The organism is Pyrinomonadaceae bacterium, assembly GCA_036277115.1.
Lineage (GTDB): Bacteria > Acidobacteriota > Blastocatellia > Pyrinomonadales > Pyrinomonadaceae > UBA11740.
Window position 1 is genome coordinate 674,098 of record DASUNM010000023.1, and the last position, 22,763, is coordinate 696,860.

The 22,763-nt window shown below is 56.4% G+C and carries 18 protein-coding genes; 11 read left to right on the forward strand and 7 right to left on the reverse strand.

What is annotated here, in order from left to right:
• The first annotated feature begins 36 nt into the window (after positions 1 to 36).
• Genes VFX97_09850 through VFX97_09865 form a run of 4 tightly spaced genes read left to right on the forward strand, consistent with a single transcriptional unit; the run spans position 37 to position 6,558 of the window.
• Positions 37 to 1,713 carry a serine hydrolase gene (locus tag VFX97_09850; GenBank protein ID HEX5703488.1) on the forward strand — a complete coding sequence of 559 codons (1,677 nt, stop codon included), beginning with the start codon at positions 37 to 39 and terminating at the stop codon, positions 1,711 to 1,713.
• A 53-nt stretch (positions 1,714 to 1,766) separates the two neighbouring features.
• On the forward strand, positions 1,767 to 3,068 hold the full coding sequence (locus tag VFX97_09855) for an amidohydrolase family protein (GenBank protein HEX5703489.1): 1,302 nt from the start codon (positions 1,767 to 1,769) through the stop codon (positions 3,066 to 3,068).
• Between the two features lie 29 nt (positions 3,069 to 3,097).
• Entirely contained in the window at positions 3,098 to 4,756 is a 1,659-nt protein-coding gene (locus VFX97_09860; protein ID HEX5703490.1) for an alpha/beta fold hydrolase, read from the forward strand.
• 17 nt (positions 4,757 to 4,773) lie between these two features.
• A complete protein-coding gene (locus VFX97_09865; GenBank protein HEX5703491.1) occupies positions 4,774 to 6,558 on the forward strand; it encodes a serine hydrolase in 1,785 nt (594 codons plus the stop codon).
• A 38-nt stretch (positions 6,559 to 6,596) separates the two neighbouring features.
• Here VFX97_09865 and mazG read toward each other — a convergent pair whose 3' ends face one another.
• The gene (gene mazG / locus VFX97_09870; protein ID HEX5703492.1) at positions 6,597 to 7,448 is read right to left on the reverse strand and encodes a nucleoside triphosphate pyrophosphohydrolase; all 852 of its coding nucleotides are present in this window, start codon (positions 7,446 to 7,448) and stop codon (positions 6,597 to 6,599) included.
• A gap of 115 nt (positions 7,449 to 7,563) precedes the next feature.
• On the opposite strand from mazG, the gene VFX97_09875 reads away from it, so the two are divergent.
• The 4 genes from VFX97_09875 to VFX97_09890 all read left to right on the forward strand — a co-directional run bounded on the left by VFX97_09875 (position 7,564) and on the right by VFX97_09890 (position 10,311).
• Positions 7,564 to 7,737 carry a hypothetical protein gene (locus VFX97_09875; GenBank protein HEX5703493.1) on the forward strand — a complete coding sequence of 58 codons (174 nt, stop codon included), beginning with the start codon at positions 7,564 to 7,566 and terminating at the stop codon, positions 7,735 to 7,737.
• Between the two features lie 22 nt (positions 7,738 to 7,759).
• Positions 7,760 to 8,323, forward strand: coding sequence for a DUF1844 domain-containing protein (locus VFX97_09880; GenBank protein HEX5703494.1), 564 nt, complete (start codon positions 7,760 to 7,762; stop codon positions 8,321 to 8,323).
• Positions 8,324 to 8,516: 193 nt separating this feature from the next.
• Positions 8,517 to 9,281, forward strand: a complete 765-nt coding sequence (locus tag VFX97_09885; protein ID HEX5703495.1) for an MBL fold metallo-hydrolase — start codon at positions 8,517 to 8,519, stop codon at positions 9,279 to 9,281.
• A 76-nt stretch (positions 9,282 to 9,357) separates the two neighbouring features.
• A complete protein-coding gene (locus tag VFX97_09890) occupies positions 9,358 to 10,311 on the forward strand; it encodes a bifunctional riboflavin kinase/FAD synthetase (protein HEX5703496.1) in 954 nt (317 codons plus the stop codon).
• A gap of 129 nt (positions 10,312 to 10,440) precedes the next feature.
• On the opposite strand, the gene VFX97_09895 is transcribed toward VFX97_09890, so the two are convergent.
• Together VFX97_09895 and VFX97_09900 are read right to left on the reverse strand one after the other, a co-directional pair.
• A complete protein-coding gene (locus VFX97_09895; protein ID HEX5703497.1) occupies positions 10,441 to 12,828 on the reverse strand; it encodes a M14 family zinc carboxypeptidase in 2,388 nt (795 codons plus the stop codon).
• 123 nt (positions 12,829 to 12,951) lie between these two features.
• On the reverse strand, positions 12,952 to 14,259 hold the full coding sequence (locus VFX97_09900) for an RNA-binding domain-containing protein (GenBank protein HEX5703498.1): 1,308 nt from the start codon (positions 14,257 to 14,259) through the stop codon (positions 12,952 to 12,954).
• Between the two features lie 215 nt (positions 14,260 to 14,474).
• On the opposite strand from VFX97_09900, the gene folK reads away from it, so the two are divergent.
• Complete coding sequence (gene folK, locus VFX97_09905) at positions 14,475 to 14,981, forward strand: 2-amino-4-hydroxy-6-hydroxymethyldihydropteridine diphosphokinase (GenBank protein ID HEX5703499.1); 507 nt, start codon at positions 14,475 to 14,477, stop codon at positions 14,979 to 14,981.
• 112 nt (positions 14,982 to 15,093) lie between these two features.
• Here the strand turns inward: folK and VFX97_09910 are convergent, their stop codons facing one another.
• Both VFX97_09910 and VFX97_09915 read right to left on the reverse strand, forming a co-directional pair.
• Positions 15,094 to 16,722, reverse strand: coding sequence for an amidase (locus VFX97_09910; protein ID HEX5703500.1), 1,629 nt, complete (start codon positions 16,720 to 16,722; stop codon positions 15,094 to 15,096).
• Positions 16,723 to 16,864: 142 nt separating this feature from the next.
• Entirely contained in the window at positions 16,865 to 18,643 is a 1,779-nt protein-coding gene (locus VFX97_09915) for a S41 family peptidase (GenBank protein ID HEX5703501.1), read from the reverse strand.
• Positions 18,644 to 18,961: 318 nt separating this feature from the next.
• Here VFX97_09915 and VFX97_09920 point away from each other — a divergent pair, with 318 nt between their 5' ends.
• Both VFX97_09920 and VFX97_09925 read left to right on the forward strand, forming a co-directional pair.
• Positions 18,962 to 19,768 (forward strand): dolichyl-phosphate beta-glucosyltransferase, encoded by an 807-nt coding sequence (locus VFX97_09920; GenBank protein ID HEX5703502.1) that lies wholly within the window; start codon positions 18,962 to 18,964, stop codon positions 19,766 to 19,768.
• A gap of 42 nt (positions 19,769 to 19,810) precedes the next feature.
• Positions 19,811 to 20,560: a pyridoxine 5'-phosphate synthase gene (locus VFX97_09925; GenBank protein ID HEX5703503.1), complete on the forward strand. Its 750-nt coding sequence runs from the start codon at positions 19,811 to 19,813 to the stop codon at positions 20,558 to 20,560.
• Between the two features lie 150 nt (positions 20,561 to 20,710).
• On the opposite strand, the gene VFX97_09930 is transcribed toward VFX97_09925, so the two are convergent.
• Positions 20,711 to 21,121: a F0F1 ATP synthase subunit epsilon gene (locus tag VFX97_09930; protein HEX5703504.1), complete on the reverse strand. Its 411-nt coding sequence runs from the start codon at positions 21,119 to 21,121 to the stop codon at positions 20,711 to 20,713.
• 101 nt (positions 21,122 to 21,222) lie between these two features.
• Entirely contained in the window at positions 21,223 to 22,740 is a 1,518-nt protein-coding gene (gene atpD, locus VFX97_09935) for a F0F1 ATP synthase subunit beta (protein HEX5703505.1), read from the reverse strand.
• Between the last annotated feature and the right edge of the window lie 23 nt (positions 22,741 to 22,763).

The window sequence follows — 22,763 nt, forward strand, 5'->3', positions numbered from 1 at the left end:
GCGCGTACCTTGTCTGGGCAGAACAGGGGTTGAGGAATGAAGAGATCAAAATCGCTATTGCTCGCCACTCTGACCATAGTTCTCTGCTTATTCGTTTGCGGTCGAGTGCGAGCCCAGGGTGACGTCGTAAAAAACGATGGAATAACCGCTCCGATCCATCAAGCGAACGTCGGCCGGATCGTCTTTACAGCTAAACCTGTTCCGATCGAGAACCTCAAGCCTGCCGACTTCATAACCACCGCTGAATTACGAGCACCGGCTGATTTGAGCTTGCGAGCTTTCATGGGGAACTCGCTCACGAATTACCTGCACAAACTTCAGCCGCATTTAACCGTCGAGGAGCTTAATAGGCAGGGCAGTTACCAGTTTTCCTTTTTCGTCGATGGCGTCCTGGTCCACGAGGAAAACTTGAATCCATATTGGGTACGAGAAGAAACCAAGATCAAGCTGACAACTCTTGGGTTCGCTCTTCTAAATTCGGCGGAACCGGATAGCGCCGGTGCCGGTGCCAGAATTTGGCAACTGTTTCTGATGAACGGCGGGCAACAGGCTCTGACTGCAGGGACGCATCGACTAATGATCGAGCTGCGCCCGTACCTTAAAACCTCGGAAACAAAAGTCGGAGATTTGATTGCGGCCGGCGAGATACAAGTCGTCGTGCCGGCCAAGAGGAAATCTGATGAAACACTAGCTGCGATTCAGCCGATCCGGCCGAACAGCGGCTGGCAAATTTCGAAGGCGCCATACGACCGCACCAGGATTGAAGAGCTCAACCGCATGATCGCGGCAAATGTGTACAAGGAGATCACGAGCGTAGTTGTCATCAGGGATGGCGGGCTATTGATTGAGGAATATTTTAATGGCGCGACCAGAGACACGCTGCACAACACGCGCTCAGTCGGGAAGTCTTTTGCGTCGACGATGATGGGAATGGCAATCCAGGACGGTTACATCAAAAGCGAGAATCAAACGCTCAAAGACTTTTACGTTCTCAAAAGGTTTGCGAACTACTCTCCGCAGAAAGAAAGCGTCACGCTTAAGAATCTGCTGACGATGAGCTCTGCCTTTGACGGCAACGATGATGACGAGAACTCGCCCGGCAATGAAGAAAAAATGTATCCCACTGGTGACTGGATAAAGTTCGCGCTCGACCTGCCGATGGATCAAAAGAGAAAGGCGGGCGAAAAGTGGGCTTATTTCACGACCGGCGTCGTGCTGCTAGGCGACATCATTAACAAATCCGTTCCTGAGGGATTGGAAAAGTACGCTGATCGGAAATTGTTTAAACCGCTCGGAATTACTAAGTACCAATGGCAATACACGCCGCAAAAAGTTCCAAGCACGGCGGGTGGTCTCCAGCTAAGCGCGCTTGATTTCGCAAAGTTTGGGCAGCTTTACCAGAACGGGGGCAGCTGGAACGGCAAACAATTGCTGGCTCGCGATTGGGTGCAGAAAACTTTTACGAAACAGATAGTTCTCTCGCCTGGAGGCAGTGACTTTTACGGCTACCTCTTCTGGAACACGACCTTCACGATTGGCGGCAAACGTCATGAGGCTTTTTTCGCCACCGGTAATGGCGGCAGCAAGATCTTCGTCTTCAAAGATCAACCGCTGGTCATAGTCGTCACTGGCACCGCCTACGGGAAATGGTACATGCACGCCCAGGTTTTCAGCATGATGAGCAGGTACATCTTGCCGGCCGTGATCAATTGAACGTTCGGCGAAAAAACTTCTCCCATCCACATTGACGTAAAGCCAGCACGAATATGTCTAATGCCACCGAAATCACACGACGATCTTTTCTAGCCACCGCGGCGGCAGCGTCAGTTGGTATGACGACTGCGGCAAAGATGGCGGGCCGGCGTTCGGTGTCAAAGGCTTACGAGTTCGTCAATGGCCGATGGTTCGACGGGCAAGGGTTTAAGAACTCGCGATTCTATTCGGTCGACGGAGTTTTGAGATCCGAAAAACCAACTCGAATTGATTCCGTCATAGACCTGGCCGGCAAATATGTGGTTCCGCCATTCGGAGAGGCACACAATCATAATATCGAGTACTCCGGGCGCATTGATGAGGTCATCCAAAAGTACCTTCAGGCGGGTATCTTCTATGTCAAAAACCCGAATAGCCTTCCTACGGCAAAAACGTCTCTGTCCGGGAAGATAAATATTCCGACGAGCGTTGATGTGACCTTTGCCAACGGCGGATTGACCGGCTCGGGAGGGCACCCTTTCGGCATCGTGAAGCGCAACCTGGAACGCGGCGAGAATCCCGAAATCTGGGCTGAAGGCAGTTTCTATTTCAGCATTGATAACACCGCAGATCTTGACCGCAAATGGGGAAGGGTTCTCGCGGGAAAACCGGATTTCATCAAGACCTACCTTCAGTACTCAGAGGAATACGAGAAGCGCAAAGGCGACGATGCTTATCTTGATTGGCGAGGACTTAATCCCACCCTACTACCCGAAATCGTCCGCCGCGCGCACGCGGCAGGCCTTAAGGTCGCAACTCATGTCGAGACGGCAACCGATTTTCATTACGCCGTAGTCGCCGGTGCTGATGAGCTGAATCACACGCCCGGATTAAGACCGGAAAGGGGCGATTGGACAAAGTATGACGCGGCACGCTTCAGAATCTCCGAGAGCGACGCGCGACTTGCCGGACGAAACCGAATAACGGTTGTGACGACATTAATATCCGCCATAGACCACGCGCTTAAGAAAAACGCGGGCGAGCCGTTCGATGAAATACGCGGACTGCTCGTTCACAATCTTCAGTTGTTGAAGAAGCACGAGGTTCATCTTGCAATCGGCAGCGACAGTTACCGGCAAACATCTCTGGATGAGGCGCTGAATCTGCAGAAGCTGGCGGTATTTGATAATCGCACTTTGCTGAAAATGTGGTGTGAGACAACGGCGGCAACGATTTTCCCTAAGCGCAAAATCGGCTATCTGAGAAATGGATATGAAGCGAGCTTTTTAGTGTTAGAGGGCAATCCGCTTCAAGACTTCGCAAACGTTATGAAGATTGACAAACGATTTAAGCAAGGAGAGTTTTTGTCAGCATAAGTGCAGAACTCTTCAACGCCGTAAGCAAAATGACAAACGGTCTCTGCAAACACCGGGAAATAGCCAACGCCACCAGAGGTCTGGTTCTTCTTCTGCTGCTGCTCTGGTCAGGAACGGCGGCAACTTCTCATGTCGCACAGCCTCTGGCCGGCAGCGTTTGGACGGGCGGGTTCTGGTTGGATGGCAGATGGGTGGCAGTGAATGTTCGCTTCAGCGCCCAGGACCAAAACTCGGGTGGCACCGCCGATGTGATTTCGCCTTACTACGGAGGCAGCGAAAACGCCATCAATGTGCCGCTAGAGAATCTGAAGCACACCGGGGATATTTTGCATTTGGAAGTTCCCGTGCAGACGCGAAAAGTGATTTTCGACGGGCGTCGAAACGGCAACACCATCTCAGGAAATTTTGTTTACGGTGAATCAAAAGGAACGTTCGGACTCACGCCGTGGGCAAACGTGACGCTTGCCACGCTGGAAAAATATTACGGCGCGTACCGAGTTGCGCCCGACCACGTCATTTCCCTCTTCCGAGGGTGGAACTACGCAAGAACGCTGAATTACGTTGACTATAAGACCGGACAAGTCGGCACGCTCTGGCCCTCGGAAAATGAGTTCTTTTCCGGTGATGGTCTGGCGGTCAGTTTCCCCGCAACCACCAGAGTTATTTTTGAGATGGACTCAAACAGCAAGCCTATAGGCCTGACGTGGCGAACCAACAATGGCGTCCAGCTCAAGGCTCGCAGAATCGAATTGAAAGAGGAGCGAATCACATTCCAAAACGGCGAGGTCAGTCTCGGCGGCACCCTGATTCTGCCTGCGACCGGCCCACGCCATTCCGTTGTGATTGTAACGCCCGGAGATTACGGCACGGTCCGAGACCTATTACGAATGTGGGCGCACAACTTCGCGAGTCGCGGCATCGCCGCCTTTATCTTTGACGCTCGTGGAGGCGGCGAATCGAGCGGTACTGCTAACTCAAGTTCGTTTTCGGATCTAGCCAACGATGTTTTGGCCGCGGTTCAGTCTCTTAAGACTCGGACAGACGTCAATCCAAAACAGATCGGTTTGTTCGGCTTTAGCAATAGCTCTTTCATAGTTTCTCTCGCCGCTTCACGCTCTCAAGACGTTTCGTTTTTGATCATGCAGTCATTTGTCGGCGTGCCGGGCTGGAAACAGGAAAGCTTTCGCGCAGAGACGCAGCTTCGAGTCGATAAATTCCCGGAGTCCACCGTCAAACAAGGTGCAGATTTCATGCGGCTGAAATTTGAGGTGGCGCGAACGGGCAACGGATGGAGCGAGCTTCAGGCCCTCATGGAAAAAGCGCGCGGTGAACGATGGCTTGCGTACACGAATCCTCCGAACAGGTTGGAGCGTCTAACACAGCGTCAATCAATCATGACCTACGACCCGGTGCCTGCGTTGGAAAGTCTGAAAATCCCCGTCTTCGCGTTTTGGGGTGATAAAGACACTTTCCTGCCGGTTCAGGAAAGCGTCGCAAATTTTCGACGCGCGATGGTAAAGGCCGGGAACAAAAGATACCTCATCAAGGTTTATACGAATGCCAGTCATAGTCTGCTCGAGACCAAGTCGGGAAGTCCGAGCACCGGCGGCGCAGAGCAGAAATTTGTCGCAGGCTTGTGGAAGCTGAAGGCCGACTGGGTGCACCGTCACACTACTCTCTCGAAATGAGTGTTTCGTAACTACCAATGCGAAGACTTCTTCTAACAACCATGGTCTCGGCGCTTGTGATTTCAGCGATGATGTCGGCGCGGAGCGTCACACCTCAATCGAACTCGGCGAAAGAACTCGCCGGACTGTGGGAAGCAAAGAAGCGCTTCGGTCCTGAAGTGCGCGGGACTTTGTTTGTTCGGCAAACAGGCGACCGTTGGCAAGCAGAAATCGCGGGCCGTTTCGCCACCGTGAAGATTGAAGGCGATTCAGTTTGGTTTGAATTGCCGGATCGGCAGGGGAAGTTTCGCGGCAGGCTCGACGCGCGCCGCACGAAAATAGTCGGCCATTGGACGCAACCCCAAGGCGTTGAAATCTCTCCTCTCGCATCTCCCGTCACGCTCACCAAACACGGGCGCGAGTGGCGTGGGGAGGTCGCGCCGCTGGATGACGCGCTGACCTTCTACTTGATGATTAAGCAGCGCGACGACGGCTCGATGGGCGCTTTCCTGCGCAATCCCGAACGCCATCTCGGCTGGCAGGTCCGATATCGCGTTGACTCGGTCGAGCGCGAGGGAAAATCAATAAAACTCTTTGCCGCGAAACAAGGCAGCGAGAAAGGAAGGCTCATAGCTGAGGGCAGCTTCAATGCTGATGCCGGACTGCTGGCGATCTATCTGGAGCGAGGAGGGACTTACGAATTCAGACGCGTGACGTCTGATGCGACAAGCAACTTCTATCCGCGCGGCCGTCCCACCGAGAAATACCGATACGCGTCGCCTCCGGTGCTTGAAGACGGCTGGCAGACCGGTACACTCGAAGAAGTGGGAATCTCACGCGCCGCGATAGAGAAATTTATCCAAATGGTGAGTGACACGCCGATGGACGCACCCAACGCTCGGGAAGACCACGGCATACTGATCGCGCGGCATGGCAAGCTTGTCCTGGAAGAATACTTTCACGGAGAGCACCGCGAGAAGCCGCACGACACGCGCTCGGCCTCAAAAAGCATCGGTTCAGACATGACCGGCGCCGCGATGTATTCCGGCATTCCGATCCGGACAAACGATTTTGTTTATCAAGTTATGAACGGCGGAGAATTTCCGCCCGGCTTAGAGGCGCGAAAGCGCGCCCTCACACTCGAGCATCTGCTCACCATGTCGTCCGGATTTGAATGCGACGACTGGGACACGCCGGAGAGATCGCCGGGCTATGAAGATAATTTCTGGGACCAGGACAAGGAGCCGGATTATTACAAATGGACGATGGCGTTGAAGATCGTTCACGAGCCAGGCACGAAAGCATTTTATTGCAGTGCGGGCTCGAACCTCGTCGGTGGAGTTTTGGCTCGCGCGTCGCGCCAAACCGCGCAGGAACTCTTTCATAAACTCTTAGCGGAACCACTCGGGATCAAACGCTATTACGTGATGGTATCGCCGTCCGGCGATTTCAGCCTGACAGGCGGCGCCAGATTTCCACCGCGCGATTTCATGAAACTTGGGCAATTGCATCTGAATGGCGGGACATGGAACAGGCGAAAGATATTTACGCCTGAATGGTCACGACGCGCCACGGCGACGTCAGTGACGGAGATTGGCGGTCGCAAAAGACAATACGGTTACCTTTGGTGGATCAATGAATATCCTTACCAAGGCCGCACTGTGCGCGCGTATTATGCGGGGGGAAACGGCGGTCAGATCGTGATGGCGATCCCTGATCTCGATTTAGTGATTGCCTTTTACGGCGGCAACTACAATGACCCGTCGATGTTTATTTCCCAGAACGTCTACGTGCCCGAACATATTCTGCCGGCGGTAAATTGAGGGGCAGTAGCCCGACCGTAAGGGAGGGCGTGAATCGTTTAGGAAACGCCCTCCCTTACGGTCGGGCTACTGCCTCGCTTTGCTTCCTGCCAGAGTTCTTCCAAATCCCGAAGCGAAACATCTTCGAACTTCCGGTTCTGCTCGCGCAGTCGTTTCTCGATATGCGCAAAGCGCTGCCGGAACTTACGATTGGCAAGCTTCAATGCCGCTTCGGGCTCAACGCTCAGGTGGCGTGCGATGTTGGTAACCACGAAGAGCATGTCGCCGATTTCTTCTCGGATGTGAATGTGATCGGCTTCATCGGCTGATTTTTTGTGCGCTTCAATTGCGACGCGCAGCTCTTCAACTTCTTCCTGAAGCTTTTCAAAAATCTCGTCAACGCTGGTCCAGTCAAAGCCGACCCGTGCGACCTTTGTGGAGATCTGATGCGCTTCCATTAGCGCCGGCGCTTTCGTAGACACGCCGTCCAGAATTGAACCATCGGCTTCGCCTGACGCTTTGCCGGCAGCGCGTTTCTCTTCGGCCTTGATCGCTTCCCAGTTGCGCAGGACTTCGGCTGAATCTCCGGCCTCGACTTCGCCGAAGACATGGGGATGCCGCCGCACCATCTTCGTGTGAACTTCTTCGATCACGTCATCGATGGTGAACTCGCCCCGCTCTTTCGCGACCCGCGCAAAAAAGGTGATCTGGAAAAGCAGATCGCCAAGCTCTTCGCGTAGCGGATCAGGCCGCCCCTGTCGCGCTTCTTCCAAAGCGTCGAAGGCTTCGTAAGCTTCTTCCAGCAGCATCGGCGCCAGAGTCGCGTAAGTCTGCTCGCGATCCCACGGACAGCCGTCCGGAGAGCGGAGTCGATCCATCAACTGGACGAGATCGGCGAAGGTTTTCGGCATGCGAGCTAGTTTCAGGTTTCGAGTTTGAAGTTTCAAGTTCGCAATTTCATTCACACCCGATTCAGCGAGGTGGTGGCAAAATGCCCGGGATATCCGCAGTCGTTTTTTACGGCTTATGCTGGAAACCGTTGAAACGGTTTCTGTGTTAGTGCTCGATCTTAAGGTCACCTCGCTGAAGCGAGGTGTGAATGAGATGCCGAGCTTTGCGATCATTCAAAAGCGAGTGCTAACATCAGCGCGTCTTAATCCCAAAAATGATCGTATGCGCGGCGGTTTGCAGCTACCGTAAGCGCATCCCTGTTTAGAAAGTCATGGCAGAAGAACAACCCACATTCAAAGTAGTCGACCGCCGGCCTTTCAATCCCGACGGCACGCCGCGCGAGCTTTCCGCGGAAGAGAAAGAGGCGCAGGAAGTGGCCCAAGCGAAAGCCGCGGCCGAACCACCACCACAAGCTTCACCGGCACCGGAGCCGGCCGCTCCGACGCCGCCGCCGCCTGAGTCAAAGACGCCGCGGGTAGCTTCTGAATCGCACGCCGCGCATGAACAAGAGGGGCCGGCCGGTCGCGATCCGCTCGACGATCCGGCGAGTTTCATCAGCCTGATCATGTCTTTGGCCTCGAACGCCGCCGCGTCACTGGGAATGATGCCGCATCCGGTGACGGGGGAAACGGGCGTCGATTTGAAAACCGCAAAGCATTGGATCGACGTGCTCGGTATGCTCGAGAAGAAAACCACCGGCAACCTGGATCCTCAGGAAGACCAAATGCTGGAAGGCCTGCTCGCGGACCTGCGGATGCAATACGTTTCATTTTCCGGGGCGCCTACGCCGCCGCCTGCGAAGTTCAGCGCCAGCGATATCACGGGCGGACGATAGTCAGTTGTCAGTGGTCCGTCGTCAGTTGTTCCTTGTACTTAGTGCTTAGTGCTTAGTGCTTTTTCCTTGATGTGGTTTCGCAGCAGCTCATGAATTTTAACCCGAGCTTCCTTGGAGAGACGTCAAAGTTCAAAGCTCCAAGCACAAAGTACAAGAGCGAACAACTGACGACTGACTACTGACCGCGACTGACATGAAACTAACCTTCCTCGGAACCGGCACCTCCACTGGCGTTCCTTCCATTGCCTGTAACTGCGAAACGTGCACGTCCGACGATCCGCGCGATAAGCGTCTGCGCGTTTCGGTCTTGATCGAACATGCCGGACAAACAGTCATCATCGACACTTCCTCTGACTTTCGGCAGCAGGCCCTACGCGCGGGCATCAAGCATCTCGATGCGGTGCTGGTCACGCATTGTCATGCCGATCACATTTTTGGGCTCGATGATATTCGGCCGTTGAACTTTCGTCATGGCGCGTTGGGGCTGTATGCAAACGAGCGGGCCTGGAAAGACATTCGGCGAATTTTTCAGTACGTGTTTGAACCCACACATTTCGGCGGCGGGTTGCCGCAGATTGTTCCGCACACGGTCGTGAACGGGGCGCCGTTCTGCTTCGGAGCTGATTTACAAATCACCCCACTCGAAGTGATCCACGGCAGGCTGCCGGTGATTGCCTATCGGCTTAATGACTTTGCTTATGCGACTGATTTGAGCGAGATTCCGCCGGACACACTCGAAGGGTTGCGAGGATTAGAGGTATTAGCTTTGGATTGTCTGCGCATTCGCCCGCATCAAACACACCTTTGGTTGGAGCGGGCGCTGGAATACGTTGAGGAGCTGAAACCAGGACGCACTTTCTTCACTCACATCACACATGACATCAAACACGCTCGTGATTCCAAGTTACTGCCGGACAATGTTGAGTGGGCTTATGACGGGCTGGTGGTAACCGACTAGTCAGTTGTCAGTGGTCCGTTGTCAGTAGCACGCTACCCAAACTGACAACTGACAGCTGACAACTGACGACTGACTAATGAGACTTTTTCACGGAACCGAAAACGCCGACATCTCGCGCCCGACGGTTTTGACGCTCGGTGTGTTTGATGGGCTGCATCTTGGCCATCAGCTGATCATGAAAACGGTGGTCGAACGCGCGCGGGCGGTGCGCGCGGTGCCAACGGTCATCACGTTTGAGCCGCATCCGCGCGCGGTTCTGCATCCCGCGTCCGCGCCGCCGCTGCTGCAAACTCTGGATCAAAAGATTGAAGCGCTGGGCGTGTTGGGTATCGAGCAAGCCATCGTCATTCATTTCGATCAGGCGTTCGCGCAAATCAGGGCTGAAGATTTCCTGCGCAATGTTGTGCGCGAGCGTTTACAGGCGAAAGAGGTTTATCTCGGCCGCGGGTTCTTCTTTGGCCATAATCGTGAAGGCAACATTGATCTGCTGCGCAGCGCCAGCCAGCGTCTCGGTTTTTTTGCCGATGAAGTGCCTGAAGTGAGATTGCGCGGAACACGCATCGGGTCCACACGCATTCGCGAACTGCTGCAACAGGGGCGCGTGAATTTGTCGCGGAGACTGTTGGGCCGGCCCTACGGTGTTGAAGGTCCGGTTGTGCGCGGCGCCGCGCGCGGAGCGGGCCTGGGCTTCCCGACCGCAAACCTGCGGCCACACAATCGGGTGATTCCGCGGACCGGCGTCTACGTCACCGCGACCTTAATCGAAGGCCAATGGCGTCGCAGCGTCACCAACATCGGTGTGCGTCCGACCTTCGGCGATGCGACTGAACCGTCGGTAGAAACCTTCGTGATGAATTGGTCAGGCGATTTGTACGGGGACGTCTTGCGTGTGAGATTTCTGCACCGGCTGCGCGAGGAAAAGAAGTTTGGATCAGTTGACGAGTTAAAATCGCAAATCGATCGAGATGTGTTGCGCGCTCAACGTTACTTTGAACGCGGGTGTGTAAAGCGATCGCTGGCGATTGTGTGAAGTAATTTGGAGTGCGGTGGCAAGCGCAGCGCGACACCGCTTTGGATCCCTCGAACGCGATTCCAAATTCTGGTTTTCAGCAAAATCCAAAGCGCCGTCGCCGCTTCGCTCTGCCGGCGCACTCCAAATTTATCGTTGCGCGATCGCGTTAAATAGCAGCGGGTAGGTCGCCAGCGATTGGCCTCGATACTGCGGCCGGAAGCCAAAGAGGATGATGCGCCCTTTGCCTAAACCCACTTCGACCAACGCCGCTTTCCCCTTGAGCCGATGACCGCCAAGCAGCCAGCCGGAAATCAAAGGGTCGCGATCGTGCGGATACCATGCGACTACCTTTCCCCACGGGACTGAGAAAAAGTTCTCCGTAATCTCAAACACCGGCGAGTTCTCGACCCAGGCGATCGATTCCTTCGGCATTTCTTTCGCCATCGGATGGTTCGGGTTGAGTTCAATCCGCAGGATCGATCCGGGGACGTAAAAATCCGTACGCGGCAGTCCGGCAACCACATCACGCACCGGGAGCTTGAATTGCTCGATCGCAAAGTTCGACGCGCGATTGAGACAGATAAGCGTTCCACCCTGTTCGACAAACTCGCGCAGAGCTTTCACACCCTTTTCGCCGAGACCGCCGGTGTACTCTTCCGGCATCGCGCCCTTGCGATGGCCGTTGAGGATGGCAGCCTGAGGTTGATCGGGGATGATTATAGTGTCGTATTTACGTCGCAAGCCATCCTTTCTAATTTCGTTATCCAGAAGCGTTCCGTACGGAACCTCCCAATCTTCAAAAACCCATCGCGTCCACCCTTCGTCCATCGACGGCACGTAAGATTTGTAAAGACCGGTGCGCGAATCCGATCTAGGGCGGTTTGGAGAAGTTTTCTGAACTTCGCTGCCTCCAACAAGATCAGCCTTGACAGTTCCTGTGGTGCGAATTGGTTCATAGACCGGTTCTGCTGGTAATCCAAACAGCAACGGCAGTGTGTGCGCAGTCACATCGTAGGGAGGAATGGGGCTGCCCGACTCGCTCCGCAAGTTTGGGTAAACCTGGTTTTCCAGCAACGCCTTGGCGTGAGCTCCATAGGGTTGCGCCATGGGGACGAAGACCTCGCCTCCCGGTACTTCAGCCGGGACGCGTCTATTTCCGCTTATGATCACGCTTTTGACCGGAATCGGCTGAACCTCGACGCCACCACGGACCAGGACATCTGCTAGCCTTCCCGCGCTAATCTTGAATCCAATCAGTTCCCCTTCCTTCCTTGGCCGCACCGCCTCTTTCCCAATCTCATAAAACCGCTGCAACCATCGCTCGCGATTTTGCGCAGCGTGCTTGAGCAAGGTGAACGCGCCGGTGGTCATGTAGTTGGTGATGTCGCCGAGCTTCCATTCGCCGCCGCGCCAGACCGGGCCAAAGTTGGCCGACTCTGTTTTGGGGTCATAGCCTGCTGAATTTGAACCTTCGGTCGACTCTCGCGACCGCAACTCATCAAACGTCACCGTTCGAGGTGAGGCAATTCGCGCCGATGCAGTCTCAGACAAAATCCTCACGCCGCCGTGGTAATGCGAATACGCGCGCGCGGGCGTCCATGCGTCATAAGTCGAATTGGTGGTGATGCCCCGAAAGCCGGCCTTGCGCATCTCGGCGGCCATCCAGTTGCCAAGCTCGGTATAGCCCTCGACGATTCTCTTCGGCACGTTGGGTTCGACCGGCTGCATGTATGGCGGCAGAAACAGGCGCGAGCCGAACGCGCCCTGCTGATGAATGTCGTGGACAATCTGCGGATGCCAAGCGTTGTGCAGCTTGTCGACGGTCAGCTGCGTCTCGACCTGGGTGAACGCGTACCAGTCGCGATTGTTATCGTGGCCAACATACTTGTGATAAAGCTCGGGCGGTTCGGTGCCTTCGTAAGGAGTGCCAAGGGTCTTGTCGTACCAGTTCTTCACGATGTCGACACCGTCGGGATTCAATGAAGGCACGAGCACAACGATCGTATTGCGAAGCATCTCCTGAATCTCGGGTTCGTTCGAAGATGCGAGCCGGTGCGCGATCAATGTGCTGGAAAGTGTCGAGCCGACTTCGGTTGAGTGAATGCCGCAGGTAATCAGAACGATGGTCTTGCCGCGAGCAATTAGCAAGCGTGCTTTACGATCGGCAAGCGCAGGATTCGTTTGTGAGCCGAGCAGACGAGGATCGGCAAGTTGCCGCTGAATCTCTTTGAATTCATCGAGCCTGCCTAGATTCTCAGGCGCGCTGATCGTCGCGTAAACAAACGGCACGCCCATCGTTGACTTGCCGATCTCTTCAAACTTCACCCGTTCGCTGGCCGCGTCGAGTTTTTGAAAGTACTCGACGATCTTCGCCCAACTAGCGAGTTTCCGATCGTCGCCCGGCGTGAACCCGAGGACGTCGTGCGGCGTGGGGATGGTTTTGGATTGCGATGCGGCGGAACCAATGATCGCATCAGATTGGATCGAAAAAGCGACGAAGAGAAGGACGCTTAGGGTTAGAGACCGTTTACGCATTCCCAAAGTTCTCCATGGCTATGAAGTCAGCACCGCCCGCGGTAATGGGTGGGTCGCCCTTTCCATCTTGGATCTACCAATCTGCTAACGCGGATGGTACTGACCTCACCGGGCCCGAATCGATCAGATCCCATGAATCCGCACGCGGAACTCATCATTGAACGCGGCGAGGTCGGGCAGACGCCCTGAGAACATTCGCGATTCCTTCAACAACATTGGCAAGCCGCCGTGCGCCGGCGTCAAGCCGTACGCCGAATTGGAAAAGATCGAAGCGATTTGCGGATTTAACCTTTGCGCCACGCCAAACTTTGACGCGCGCAAACCAGCCGGGACGAACCCGGCGCTGCGACGCGAGTTAACGATCTCAATCGCACGATCGAATATGTGAATGCGCGTGGAAATGTCGCGCAAAGCCAGGTCGCGATGAACCAACGCATTTGCCAGCGCTTCGGAAATCGATGCGCGCTGGTAGTTCGCGCGCGCGGGCAAGCCGGAATGATCTTCGGCGGTCGTTTTCGGCAGGTTAGGCCGCGCGTCCCAAAGGTCGGCATACCGGCTGACGAACTTCAACATCGATTCATAAATCGTGGCGAGGTTGCCCTTCAGCTCGACTCGCTCAACGATCGGCGCCTGAGCGCTGTCCCCGCTGAAACGCGTCGCCGTGACCGAAGACTGTGGCAGCAAACGCGCGACGCTTTCATCGCTCCCGAACAAAAGGAGTCCGGCGAACGTCGGCACGAGTCCGCGCGCACTATTCATCGCCAACAACAAGTACCGCTCGAGTATTTCTGCCGTCGGGTAGCCTTTGACTGTTGTTTCATCGAAGGCGCCACCGGAAAACCCGCGCATGAAGCTCCAAAGATGAGCTTCGTCGATGTCCTCAATTTTCGCGCCAATTGCCGCCAGGCTTTCGTAACTATAGGGCTTTGTATCATTAAGCAGCGCCGACAGCTCGTCATCAGTCGCTTCGCGCTTGTCGGCGCCAATGCGCACAAAAAACTTTCCGTCGCGCGTGCGATACGGCCGCTGCTTCCCTTGCACTTCCAGCGCGACGATGCGCCGGCCGTTGTCGAACGCCAGCCGATCGATGAACGGAATCAGTGGCGGCGCGATCTCTTCATAACAGATGCGCACCAACTCGTCCTGAACTTCTTCCGGATGGTCGACGCCCTCGACGCGCAGTTGATCGTTGACGCCGAAGACGATCACGCCGCCGCCGGTATTCGCGAGGGCGACGATCCCCTGCGCGATTCGTTCAGAGTTCGAGAGTTTTACTTTGAGTTCGAGGTAGGTGTCTTCGCCGCCGCGCACCATGCGCATCAGTTCGGTGCGCGAAGTCTGCGGCGCGCCGCTGGAATAAAGATATTCCTGAAAAGAGCGCTCGGTGACCGGCTCGTGCCGCTGGTTGCTGCGAAATCTTCTGCGAGCCATTTTGTAATGACGGGGCCGCGGTGCCCGCCCGGATGCTGCAACAGCATCGCTGGAATCAGAGTCAGTGCTTCACGGGGTAACGATGCCAGTGTAGCATAGCGCGACTGGGGGCCGGGTGAGGCGACCATCGTGCTGGAGTCAGTACCGCCTGCGGTAGCGGGCGGGTCTCTTTTGAGCGCTTGGACCCACCCGCTACCGCAGGTGGTACTGACCTCATGTTCTCGCACCGCAATCACGCAAAAGCTTACGTCGGATTGGGGTCGAATCTCGGCGATCGCGCCGGCAACCTGTTGCTGGCGGTGCGCGGAATGATGGAAGCGTCCTTGTGCGTCACCCGCGTGTCTTCGATCTATGAAACTGAGGCTGTCAGCGAGGTTCAACAGCCACCCTTTCTCAACATGGTGGTTGAGGTAGGAAATACTCTGCCAACGCCTGAGCAAGTAATGGCGCGTTTGCTGCGCATTGAATTCGCGCTGGGTCGGACTCGCGAACTGAAAGACGGCCCGCGTACGATCGATCTCGATCTGTTGCTTTACGGTGAGGTCCTGAAAGACTCGGAGTTCCTGCGGCTGCCGCATCCGTGCTTGCATGAACGCCGCTTCGTACTGGAGCCGCTGGTTGAGATCGCGCCGCACGTCATTCATCCGAGGTTGAAAACGAGCGCCGCCGAATTATTGGATAGCGTTGCAGACGAGTCGGCGGTGCGGCGCTGGACGCCGTGAATCGGAGCGCACGCATCTTGCGTGCGGTTCGCGGGCATCCATGCCCGCATTCCTTTGTTCACCATTCGCAGGCAAGATGCCTGCGTACCGCCCGCAAGATGGGGGCGCTCCCTCAATCCAAATTTGCTGTCTCCAGGAACTTCGGCGCACGCCGCGCCTTCGTCGCTTGTTCGTACGCGTAGGCGAACTTAATTAACGTAGCTTCGCTCCACGCGCGGCCGAAAAATGAAATGCCCACCGGCAATCCAAACACGTAACCAGCAGGCACTGTGATATGCGGATAGCCGGCCACCGCGGACGCACTCGAATATCCGCCCGTGAAGTGATCCCCGTTAACCAAGTCCGTCGGCCAGGGTGGGCCGCCAGTCGGCGCAATGATCGCGTCCAGACGGTGCTTGTTCATCACCGCGTCAATTCCGAGCGTCCGCGTAAGCCGGTGGTTCTTGGCGAGCGCCATCCGGTACTTTCGCTCGGTCAAAGGCCCTTTTGCCTGCGCCTTGATCATGATGTCCTGGCCGAAGTAGCGCAGCTCGCGATCCCGATTCTTCTCGTTAAAGTCGATTACGTCTTTCAAGCTTTTCACCGGCGCGCTTGGGCCAAGCGAAGAGAGATACTTGTTTAGGTCGGCTTTGAATTCGTAGAGCAGCACTTCAAATTCTGAGTCGTCGAACTTGCCTTGCGTCGGAATGTCGGCCGGATCGATCACGATCGCGCCCAGTCGCTTCAGCACGTCGATGCTGTCGTGCATTAGCTTATCGACCGCGTCGTTGAAGCCGTGCGATTTCCGCTGCACACCGATGCGCGCACCGCGCAAGCCATTCGGATCTAAAGACGTCGTGTAATATCGTTCGCGGCTTTGTCCCGCGCCGGACTTCGTCACGGGGTCGCGCGAATCAAAGCCCGCTATCCCGGCCAGCAAGAGCGCCGCATCCATGACAGTCCGGCACATCGGCCCCGCGGTGTCCTGACTATGCGCAATGGGAATGATTCCCGCGCGACTGATCAGTCCCAGCGTCGGCTTAATTCCTACAAGCGAACACGCATTCGAAGGACAAACAACCGATCCGTCAGTCTCAGTGCCGACGCCAACGGCCGCGAGATTCGCGGCGATGGCTGCGCCGGTGCCGGAACTCGAACCGCACGGATTTCGATCCAGCACGTAAGGATTCTTTGTTTGTCCGCCGCGGGCGCTCCAGCCGCTCGATGAATGACTTGAACGGAAATTTGCCCACTCACTCAGGTTCGTTTTCCCAATGATCACCGCGCCGGCTTCGCGCAGCTTCCTGGCAACCGTTGAATCCTGTGACGGAATCGATCCGGTCAAGGCGAGCGACCCCGCCGTCGTCATCATCCGATCATGCGTATCGATGTTGTCTTTGATTAGAACCGGAATTCCGTGGAGCGGGCCGCGCAGGCGACCAGCCTTGCGCTCGCGATCCATCTCAGCGGCGATCGATTCGGCGTCAGGATTCACTTCGATCACCGATTTCAATGCGGGTCCCCGCTTGTCGATGTCGTTGATGCGGTCGAGATATTTTTCGGTAAGCGACCGTGCGCTGTACTTGCCGGAAGACATGCCGGCTTGCAGATCGGCAACCGTCAACTCATCTAATTCGAAAGCGGCTGGATTCGCGTGGGGCGCGACTTCGCGTGATTCCGATCGGGCACGGACAGAAACCGTCGCGGCGGCAGCGCCGGCCGCACCGGCGAGGCTGCGACGCACAAAACTTCTGCGATTCATGGCGGACTCCTGAAAAGAAGTGTTGGAACGCAGGACTTCTATGCGGTGATGAACGGAAAGTCAAATGCAGTTTTTGGGTACGCACGCCTCTGGCGTGCTCGATGGTCTCGCCTGCACGCCGCGGGCGTGCGTACCGGAACTATCAGGTAAGAATTTCTTCCGCGAAGAACTCGCGCAGAAATGGCATGGTAGGACGATTGGCAAACCTGAGATTGAAGCTGACCGGCGTGCCGTTGCGCACACTCTCGGCAAGTCGCTTCGCTTCCGGCAGCACGCTGATGGCGCGCAAAGCCTGCGGATCACTTTCGAGCAAAACCCTCTGACCTTCGTCCGCGCCGAACGCTGCCGTGATTACCTCGTCGCGCAGGCGCAGCCTCACAAAATCCACATCCGCATCGATCTGCGCGTCACTCAAGCGTCGCGACGTGTCCTTCCGCACGAAACTCTTGAATGCTTCGACAATGCGATCGGTGATGGGAAAGTCAGCCATCTTCGGACTTCGATCGTAAGCAACCTTGTCGATGCGATACGACTCAGCGCCGGGAACCAGGCCGGCGGCCAGTTCTCTGGTGAAGTAGAAGGCCGCTTCGATGATCCGCGCGCGCACGGGCGTCGCAGTCAGCGGCCGTGCTTCGATGTCCGGGGTGATACCGCCACCGCCGTAAAACACTCTGCCCGCCGCCGTGCGAAAAGCCGGCGCATTCGAGCTGCGCGGCTCGGATGATTCCACCGGCGAAGGCTGGCCGGGTTGAATGACTTGCGGTTCGCCGCTTTCGTCATGCCGCACGTAGTAGTCGTACAACGAGCCACTCGAATAGTCGCGCTGTAACGAGCGGCCGTACGGCGTGTAGTAGCGCGCCGTCGTCAGCGTTAATCCGGTGGTGAAGGGCAATTGAAATACGTGCTGCACCAGGCCCTTGCCGAAACTGGTTTCACCCACCACCAGGCCGCGGCCATGATCCTGAACGGCGCCGGCGACAATCTCGGAGGCCGACGCGCTGTTGCGATTGATCATCACGACCAGCGGCAAGTCTTCCGGGTCGCTGCCGGTGGATTTGTAAACGGCCGGCTTCGTGTATTCACTGCGGCCTTTAACTGAGACCACAACCTTGTCGCGCGGCAGGAACTCGCTCGAGACATCGATCGCCTGATCGAGCAGCCCGCCCGGATTGTTCCGCAGATCCAGTACGAGTTGCCGCATCCCATCCTTCTTCAAATCGGCGATTGCCTGGCGCAGTTCTTCCTGAGTCGTGTGCTGAAAGCCGCCGACCAGGGCGATATAGCCGGTGGCGGGCGCGATCATGAAAGCGTTGCGAATCGAAGGAAGCGGCACCGCGTCGCGCACGATGCGGAAGTTCGAGCCGGATTGCTGGCCGGCACGCTCGACTGTGATCTTGACTTCCTTGCCACGTTCGCCGCGCACGTTTCGCGAAACTTCATCGCTTGACCAATCGCGCGCGTCTTTGCCGTCAACATCGACGATGCGATCCCCGTAACGCAATCCGGCGCGCGAGGCGGGAGTGTTCTCGACTACCGACTGCACATAGACGCCGTTGTCGCGCCGCAGGATCTGCACGCCTATGCCGTAGAAGCTCGACGCTTGGTCCTCTTTCAGCTTCTTGAATTCAGCGGATGGAAAATAAAGCGAATGCGGATCCAGCGTGAACAGCATTCCCTGGATCGCCGCCTGGGTCGCTTTTTCGTAATCGATGTCGCCCGCGTAGTTCTGTTCGACCGTTTCGATCGCCTCGCTGTAGTCGCCTTCAATTTTCTCGGCTTCGTACTTGTCGGCGGCTGAAGACGCCGAGGAAGTGCCGAGGTTCAACGCCTGGCGCCGGCGAGTCGAGCGCGAATAGAGGCCGCCCGCCAGGGTTGCGGTAACCAGAATCAGCGAAGCGGCGATGGCAAAACTGCGAGTCATGACTAAACCTAAGGTGAAAAATATAGCACAGCGCGGAGGCACACCCCGAGCGGGCTTTGCCTCAAAAGTCAGAGAGTTCCAAGTTCTCATTCACACCGGGCTTTAGCCCCGGTGATCTTTGGCAGGAGAATCCGTGAAACCGTTTTAACGGTTTTCACTTCTCACGGAGCCGAGAGCTTGGTCATCATCCAGTTGCGTTTGCACCGGGAGATACCGTTGAAACGGTTCCTTTACCTCAGCGGCTGTGGATCACCGGGCTGAAGCCCGGTGTGAATGACAGGCGAAACCTGCTTGTGTGCCCGACCGTCTTCACGGACAATGCGTAATTCTATGCCGCCGCAATTGACAATTGTTGTCCCTGCTTACAATGAAGCGGCGCGCCTGGGCCTCTCGCTTTCAAAGATTGTCGAATATCTGAACCAACATTTTGCATCCTCGGAATTGATTGTGGTGGATGATGGTTCAACCGATGACACGGTTGGCGTCGCGGAAAGGGCGCTGGCTCAATCGCAGGGAGTGAGCACCCGCGTAATTCGTTACGAAAAGAATCGGGGCAAGGGCTATGCAGTGCGGGTGGGCTTGTTAGCAGCCGCCGCTGACGTGGTGCTGTTTACCGACGCAGATCTTTCGACGCCAATTTCCGAGACTCCGAAGCTGATCGATCCGATTCGAAACGGCGACTTCGATGTGACCTTTGGCTCGCGGGCCCTGGATCGTTCACTGATTGGAGTTCATCAACCCTGGCGGCGCGAACAGGGTGGGCGGCTCTTCAATTTGATCGTGCGCGCGGCCACCGGCTTGCCGTTTTGGGACACGCAGTGTGGCTTCAAAGCTTTTCGCATGAGCGTCTGCCGGCCTCTGGTCGAAAGCGTCCAAATTGAACGATTCGGCTTTGACGTCGAACTAATTTACGTGGCGCACCTTGCCGGGCTGCGGTTAAGCGAGATCCCTGTGCGTTGGAATAACGATGCGGCCAGCAAGGTTTCGGTAATTCGCGACAGCTTCCGAATGGTCGATGAAGTATTGCGGATTCGGCGCGCCGCCGCGCAAGGTGATTACGACGAGGGGATCAAAGCCGCACGAGCCGCGAAAGACCGAGACATGACGGTCGTTGTGACCGCCTGATTGATCTTTTGCCTTTTTACTTTTACCTTTTCCATTCTTCGAATGACCGCCAGACTCAACGTCAACATCGACCACGTCGCCACGGTGCGACAAGCGCGCCGCACGATTGAACCAAGTGTGGTGGCCGCCGCAATGGCTTGCGAACAAGCGGGCGCCGACGGAATCACGGTGCACATTCGCGGCGACCGGCGTCACATTCAGGATGCTGATCTGTTCGTGTTGCGACAAGCCGTCACGACTTACTTGAATGTCGAGATGGCGGCCACGGAAGAGATGTTGAAGATCGTGATTGACGTGAAGCCTGACGCAGTCTCTTTGGTGCCCGAAAATCCGCGCGAAATTACCACCGAAGGCGGATTGAATGTGCGGACGAATATCGCCATCGTGCGCGCGGCGGTAAGTAAGCTGCGCGAATGCGGCATCCTGGCGAGCCTCTTCATCGATCCCGATCCCGAACAGATAGAAGCCGCCCGCGAGGTGAACGCCCAGCAAGTCGAGTTATGCACGGCCGCTTATGCAGAAGCTACCCTCGGCGCGGTGGGAATACATGGCGAGGGGGCCGCGCGCGCAAATCACGAATTACGACGTCTGCGTGAAGGGGCCGCACTCGCGGCTCAGTACGGCCTGCATGTCGCCGCCGGTCACGGATTGACGACAAGAAACGTGGGCGCCGTCGCGCGGATAAGTGAAATTGCCGAATTCAATATCGGCCATCACATCGTGTCCCGTGCGGTATTTGTTGGATTGGATCAGGCGGTACGCGAGATACGCGATGCGATTGCGTCAGCGTGATGGCTTTGCCACCGCTCATTACGGTGAGCCTTCCGCTTACCGGCTAGCGCACAAAAAATCCGGAGGCCGAGCCTCCGGAATTCTCTTACGTCTTCCTCGGAAAGCCGTCGGCTTTCCGCAATTTGCTGCGGCATAGCCGCACTCTCGTAATTACCGCGATCCTGAAGCCAACTGAAGTCTCACCATCGATCGCTCCAGCTTAACCCGGGCCTTTTCGAAATCTTCCTCAGTCCCGCTCCACGCACTCAATTGCTTTTCACTGTGGTCGCGTGCGAGGCGGGCGCGAGCGGCGTCGATTTCTTCGGGCCGTTCAGCGATTTCGGCGAGTACGGAAACGCGATCATCGCTGACTTCGACGAATCCTCCGGACACGTGCAATTGCTGCGTGGCTCCGTCCTGGTTGTAGGCGAGCACGCCGGTTTTAAGTTCAGAGATCAGCGCGGCGTGGCCCGGCAGAATCTGCATCTCGCCGCTGCGACCGGGGACGGTCACCGAGCTTACGGATTCAGAAAGAACCCGGCGTTCAGGAGTGACGACTTCTAATTTCAGTTGATCAGCCATAATGTGGCACAGGCTTCAGCCTGTGATTTCAACTAAGCCTCGATTCAACGGGGCTGACAACATCGCGACGCAAAAACACAGACTAAAGTCTGTGCCACTACTTACTCCATCTTCTTCGCGGCTTCGATCACTTCCTCGATGGTGCCGACCATGTAGAAAGCCTGCTCCGGAAGCTCGTCGTGCTTGCCGTCGATGATTTCTTTGAAGCCTTTGATCGTGTCTTCCAGCTTCACATACTTGCCTTCGCGGCCGGTAAATTGCGACGCGACGTGGAACGGCTGCGAGAAGAATTTCTGAATCTTGCGCGCGCGTGAAACAACCAGCTTGTCTTCGTCCGACAATTCGTCGAGACCAAGAATCGCGATGATGTCCTGCAGATCTTTGTAACGCTGCAGAATCTGCTTAACCGCCATGGTCGTGTTGTAGTGGTCCTCGCCGACAATGCGCGGGTCGAGAATGCGTGACGACGAAGAGAGCGGATCAACGGCCGGATAAATTCCCAGTTCGACGATCTGGCGCGACAGAGCGGTGACCGCATCGAGGTGCGCGAACGTAGTCGCCGGCGCCGGATCGGTGTAATCGTCGGCCGGCACGTAGACGGCCTGAATCGAAGTGATCGAACCGGTCTTTGTCGAAGTAATTCGTTCCTGCATCTCGCCCATTTCGGTCGCGAGGTTGGGCTGATATCCCACCGCCGAAGGCATGCGGCCTAACAACGCCGATACTTCGGAACCTGCCTGCGTAAACCTGAAGATGTTGTCGATGAAGAGCAGAACGTCCATCCCCTGGTCGCGGAAATACTCGGCGACGGTCAATCCCGACAACGCCACGCGCAGACGCGCGCCCGGCGGTTCGGTCATCTGGCCGTAGATGAGACTTACTTTCGAATTTTCAATGGCCTTGAGATCGGCCTTCGTCATGTCGAAGGCGCCGGTCTCTTCCAGATTCTGATAGAAGGCCTCGCCAAAATCGATAACCTTCGACTCGACCATTTCGCGCAGCAGGTCGTTTCCTTCGCGCGTGCGCTCGCCGACCCCCGCGAACACGGAAAAGCCTGAGCGCGCTTTCGCGATGTTGTTGATCAGCTCCATCACGATGACGGTCTTGCCCACGCCCGCGCCGCCGAACAAACCGATCTTGCCGCCGCGAAGAAACGGCTGAATCAGGTCGATGACCTTGATTCCGGTTTCGAACATCTGGAGTTCCGTAGATTGCTCGTCGAACGCGGGTGCGTGACGATGAATTGGATAGCGCTGTTGATGCGGAATGTCGCCGAGATTGTCCACCGGCTCGCCAATCACGTTCATGACGCGGCCAAGAGTGCCTTCGCCCACCGGAACGGTAATCGGGCCACCGGTGTCGGTGGCATTCATGCCGCGGACCATGCCGTCGGTCGGCAGCATCGAGACGGCGCGCACGCGGCCTTCGCCCAGGTGCTGCTGCACTTCCGCAATGACGTTGATCGGATCCGGGACATCGAAGCCGTCGGACGTGATCCGCAGCGCCTGATAAATCGGCGGCAGGTAGCTTTCTCCAAACTCAACGTCGACCACCGGGCCGATGATTTGCACAACTTTTCCGACGTGACCATTCGCCGCAGCGCCGTTAGACGTAGCCATATTTATTCAGTCAACTCCTTCGA